A 4,910-nucleotide genomic window follows, 5' to 3' on the forward strand; every position below is an offset into this window, starting at 1 on the left:
TGCCTATGCGGTGCAGAATCTGAGTTTCGCCGAAATGCAGGATGGCGGCCCGCCGCCGGCGCTGGCGGTCGAGATGGCACCGCTGATGACCGCGCCCGCCGTGCCGGAGGAGGCAGCGATGCTGGACACCGTGACACCGGAGCCGCCCGATGCGGCGGAGGAGACGGAAAAGCCCGTCGACACGAAGCCGGTGACCGATCCGGCGCCGGTGGCGGAGCAGGCAGAGCCGGTCACCGAACAGCCACTCGACGACACGCAGGAGGCTGAACAGGTCGCGCCGGTGCATCAGACCATCGCGGCGCTGAGCGAGCAGCAGCCACTGGATGAATTCGTGCCGGATCCTGTCGAGGCGATCGCGCCCGATTTCGCCATTCCGCTACCGCAGCCGAAACCTGTGGAAGCCGAGGTCAAGGCGCAGAAGCCGGTCGAAGCCAGGAAGAAGGTCGAGAAGAAGCCGGTCGAAAAGCCGAAGGAACGGGTGAAAAAGGAAAAGGCGACGACGCCCAAGGCGACGACCATCGCCAGCATCGACGCCAAGGCGGCGACGAAGGCAGCGGCGCCCAAATCGTCTGCAACGCAGGGGGTATCTGGTGACTCCAAGCAATGGGACGCAAAGCTCAGAGCCTGGCTCAATCGACATAAGCGATACCCAACCGCAGCAAAGGCGCGCCGGGCTGAAGGGAATGTCTTGGTGACCTTCACTGTCGATGCGTCAGGGCGAGTCCTTTCTGCACGGCTAGCCCGGTCGTCCGGTGATGCCGATCTAGACCGAGCGGGGCTTGCTATTGTTCAAGGAGCAACTGTGCCTGCCCCACCGCCGGAACTGGGTGCACGCCTGAGCCGCACGGCTCCCTTCTTCTTCAGCGTGCGGGACTAGGCCCGCGCACCGGATGGTGGTACGCGGCTAAACCGTTCAACTTTGCCGCTGCACCCTGCCGCCGAAATCAGATGACGATACTAACCCGCCGCACTCTTCTCAAAACCGCAGCTGTCGCCGGTCTCGCCGGAACCGGTGCCGCAGCCTTCGGCAGATTGACGGGCTTCGCCGCAACCCCGCCCGAACTGCTGATCCTGAAGACCGCCAGCATCGAGGCGCGGCTGATGGACGGTGCGCCGACGCAGAATGTTCTGACCTATGGTGAGGCAGGCCCGCCGCCGGTCGTCAGGATGCGGAAAGGCGAACCGTTTGCCGCGCGGCTGATCAACGGCATCGATGATCCGACGACCATCCACTGGCACGGTATCCGCGTTCCCAACAAGATGGACGGCGTGCCGTTCCTGATCCAGCCCTATGTCTATCAGGGCGACCATTTCGACTATGCCTTCACCCCGCCCGACGCCGGCACCTTCTGGTACCACCCGCATTGCAACACGCTGATCCAGATGGGTCACGGGTTGACCGGCGTGATTGTGGTCGAGAACCTGAAGGACCCGGCCTTCGACGCCGAAATGGTGATCAACCTGCGCGACTGGCGGCTCGGCGACGATGGCCAGTTCAGCGAGGCGTTCCGGCCGCGCGACGCCGCAAAGGCCGGCACCTTCGGCACGGTGCGCACCGCCAATTGGCTCGAACAGCCGCAATTCGATGCGCCGGCCGGCGGACTGGTGCGGCTGCGCGCCGCCATCACCGACGTCACCCGTATCTACGCCTTCCGCGTCGACGGCGCCGAGGCAACGGTGATCGCGCTCGACGGCAACCCGGTGCCGCAGCGGTTTACGCCGGACGCCTTGCAGATTGGACCCGGCCAGCGGCTGGAGCTTGCCATCCGTATGCCCGACGAGGAAGGCGCGATCGTCAGCCTGCGCGACGTCCGGGGCACCAAGCCGAAAATCGTGGCGACGCTGCGTTCCGTCGGCAAATCGCTCAAGCACGATCTGCGCGATCTCGGCCCGCTGGAAGTCAATCCGGTGGCGGAGGTGGACCTTTCCAGCGCCAGGCGCATTCCGCTGGCGCTGAGCGCCACGGCGGAAAACGTTTCGGCCGACAGCATCTGCGGTTCGCTCGGTTACAGTTTCTGGGCGATCAACAAGGTGCCGTGGCCGGGCGACACGCCCGACCCGACGGCGCCGCTCGCCGAACTGAAGCTCGGCAAGAGCTACATCATCGACATGGAGAACCTGACGCCGCACGCGCACCCGATCCATTTGCACGGCATGAGCTTCAAGGTGCTGTCGTCCTCGACCAGGCCAGTGCAGCCGCTCGTCTCCGACACCTATCTCATCCAGCCCGACGAGAAGGTGCAGCTGGGATTCGTCGCCGACAATCCCGGCGACTGGCTGCTGCATTGCCACATCATCGAGCATCAGAAGACAGGCATGACGAGCTATTTTCGGGTGGTGTGACGGCATCTCGTTTTTGTGAGGTGGGTTGACCGCGCCGCCTGATTGCCTAGGTAGCCAACTGGGCAGGCGGGCGGCACGCAACTCCAACCGACGGCATGACATCCTTGCGTATTCGAAAACTTGCCTTTGTTGCGGCAGGCATCTCCATCCTGTCGTCCTGCGTCATCCCGGACGATACATCCAGCATCGCCAAGGTCGACCCCACCACGGCCGCCGCCCGCAAGGAGATGGTCGGTCTCAGCGAGGCCGACGTCCGTATGTGCGCCGGCTTTCCGACCGCGACGGCCGATACGGGACCATCCGGCCAGATTTGGACCTATCAACGCACCGTGCAGCGCGGCAACCTCAGCATCGCGGTGCCGACCATGGCCGTGGGCGCGATTCCCGCGGTCGGCGGGTCAGTCAATGTCGCCCCCGGCGGCTACTGCAACACGCAGATCCGCATGGTCGGCGGCCATGTCGCCGAGGTCTCCTATGCCGGCGACAACAATCTGCCGAACAGCGTCGATGCGCTCTGCGTCAGCACGGTGGACGCCTGTGTGGCCTATGCGCGCCAACGCAATCACAAGGCGAGGGCAGTTTCCAGGTGAGTGGAGCGAGGCCGGTCCGAGACTCCGCTTGTGGGCTTCCGACGTCCAACTCGCCGAACATTGCGCGACGGGCGTCTCGAGGCAAAGCTGGAGCACTTCGGCCTCGACGCGGGAAGGGATTTTGACCGGTCGGCTCTGTTTGAATTGGCAGGTCGCATGCCATGGAGATTGGCCGAAACGACCATCGCGATCGTCATTCCAGGGCGGAGCAGCGGCGAAGCGGCGTCGCGTAGACCCTGGAATCCATGCCGTTACCTTCGCCAAGGCGTGCAACGGAACGGAATGGATTCCATGGTCTGCGCCGCGTCGCTTCGCTCGTTGCTCCGCCATAGAATGACGAGGTTCGGGCGGCTTCAACCGATCCCCGGCGCTTGCGCCGATTTCGCGGAAATCAATGGGATGGCGCACAGCCGGAAGGCGGCCCTGGGCATCCCGGCGCGTTACATCATCTAACGCTCATATGTGCGACCGAAAATCAAAGTGATCTCGGTCGCCGCAAATCGCCCCCAATCAGGACGTTCTTCCGGCCTTATTCTGGAAAGGTTGGAGAGGCCGATGAAATTACCCATTCTTGCCCTTGCCGGGACCATGCTGGCGGTGATGCCGGCGGTGGAGGCGGCGCCGATCATCGGCGTGCCGGCTGAAAATAGCCTGGTGCGGGAGGCGCATGTCACATGCGCCTATCTGACCGAGGACGGATACTGCGTTCGGCCGCACAACAAGCACCAATACTGGCGGAAACACTATTACCAGCCCGCTTATCGCACCTATGAGCCGCAGCCACGGGACGAGTATGACTGGCGCTATCAACGTCCGCGGCCGATTATCCGGGTCGTTCCAAACTACCCCCCGCGGGACGAAGATAATTGGGATGACTGGGACGATTGAGGCGCCTTGAGGCCGAGACCCTGCCAAGCGTCTCTTAGCCTCTAGTGGCCGGCATTCGGCGCCCGAGCAGCGCCTTTGCCGGCCTATCCACGAAGAGCCGAGGCTGTTCCTTCTACCGCTTCAGCGCGATGCTGATGCCGCTGAGATCGGCATTGACCTGCAGGCCGACCTGCCTGCCGGTGAGCTCGAGTTGAGCGCCCTTGTCATTGGTCATGACGATCACCTGGGCGCCCTTGCCGAGGGCCCCGCCGCCGCCGGCAGCGCCGTAGACGCCCGTCACGTCGCTTGCGCGGCGGATATGGCGCACCCTGCCCTGGAAATAGGTCTTGGAGGCCCCGAAAGCGAGGCCGCCCGAGACGCCGCCGACCGAGATCGGATAACGTTTGCCATGGAAGGTCAGCGTGCCTTCACCGCCGGAGCCGCCGATGAAGAAGGCCGCCTTGTAGACGGAAAAGCGGATCGTGCCGCTGTCGGCGTGCGCGGCGCTGGCAATGGTCACGCCCGCGGCGGCGATTGCCGCAACCGCGACGGAACGGAACCTGGACGAAATCTGCATGATGGAACTCCTCAAGGATCGCCGCTTGCCCAACCGGCCGCGCACGTTGGCTTCAAATGTATAGCTGAACCGAATTGCCCCGCCATTGGTTCCAGCCACGCGGCCCGAAATCCGGCGGTCACGAAATGGCGAGCAAGGAGGCAGAAGGCGACGTGAAAAGCACCGGCGGTGCTGGCTGGTGGAGCTGAGGGGGATCGAACCCCTGACCTCATCATTGCGAACGATGCGCTCTCCCAGCTGAGCTACAGCCCCGTTCCAGCGGATCGGCTTGTATCGGTCGCGGCCGTTTGATGTCAAGGCGAAAGACCGGGCCGGCCACAAGCGCCGTGGCCGGGGGGCCTTGCCCACTCGCCAAGCCCGCGGGCCTTGCCCGCACGGCAAGCCCGCGGGCCTTGCCCGCACGCTTAGCAATGGCTACATGTCGGCGACAATTTGGAGACCGGCATGATCGCCCTTATTCAGACCATCGTCATGGCGCTTGATATCTACTGGTGGATCATTATCGCCTCGGCGATCTTTTCCTGGCTCTACGC

5 protein-coding genes, 1 tRNA gene and 1 pseudogene are annotated in these 4,910 nt (G+C 64.0%); 5 read left to right on the plus strand and 2 right to left on the minus strand.

The genetic code is table 11. The features are described 5' to 3' along the window. The first annotated feature begins 73 nt into the window (after positions 1 to 73). The 4 genes from EOA27_RS21925 (at position 74) to EOA27_RS21940 (ending at position 3,821) form a co-directional block, all read left to right on the plus strand. Positions 74 to 877: an energy transducer TonB gene (locus EOA27_RS21925; RefSeq protein WP_127257150.1), complete on the plus strand. Its 804-nt coding sequence runs from the start codon at positions 74 to 76 to the stop codon at positions 875 to 877. A gap of 71 nt (positions 878 to 948) precedes the next feature. Then, the gene (locus EOA27_RS21930; RefSeq protein ID WP_127257152.1) at positions 949 to 2,343 is read left to right on the plus strand and encodes a multicopper oxidase family protein; all 1,395 of its coding nucleotides are present in this window, start codon (positions 949 to 951) and stop codon (positions 2,341 to 2,343) included. A 104-nt stretch (positions 2,344 to 2,447) separates the two neighbouring features. Further along, on the plus strand, positions 2,448 to 2,933 hold the full coding sequence (locus EOA27_RS21935) for a hypothetical protein (RefSeq protein ID WP_245463414.1): 486 nt from the start codon (positions 2,448 to 2,450) through the stop codon (positions 2,931 to 2,933). A gap of 555 nt (positions 2,934 to 3,488) precedes the next feature. After that, positions 3,489 to 3,821 carry a hypothetical protein gene (locus EOA27_RS21940; protein WP_126080529.1) on the plus strand — a complete coding sequence of 111 codons (333 nt, stop codon included), beginning with the start codon at positions 3,489 to 3,491 and terminating at the stop codon, positions 3,819 to 3,821. Between the two features lie 112 nt (positions 3,822 to 3,933). Here EOA27_RS21940 and EOA27_RS21945 read toward each other — a convergent pair whose 3' ends face one another. Then, positions 3,934 to 4,377 (minus strand): hypothetical protein, encoded by a 444-nt coding sequence (locus EOA27_RS21945; RefSeq protein WP_126080528.1) that lies wholly within the window; start codon positions 4,375 to 4,377, stop codon positions 3,934 to 3,936. Positions 4,378 to 4,553: 176 nt separating this feature from the next. Next, positions 4,554 to 4,629: transfer RNA gene (locus tag EOA27_RS21950), tRNA-Ala, on the minus strand. Positions 4,630 to 4,821: 192 nt separating this feature from the next. Between EOA27_RS21950 and EOA27_RS42255 the strand changes: the two are divergent. Beyond that, positions 4,822 to 4,910, plus strand: a pseudogene (locus EOA27_RS42255) (YggT family protein); the annotation flags it as partial.

Source organism: Mesorhizobium sp. M2A.F.Ca.ET.037.01.1.1 (assembly GCF_003998075.1).
In the GTDB taxonomy this organism is placed as follows: Bacteria; Pseudomonadota; Alphaproteobacteria; order Rhizobiales; family Rhizobiaceae; genus Mesorhizobium.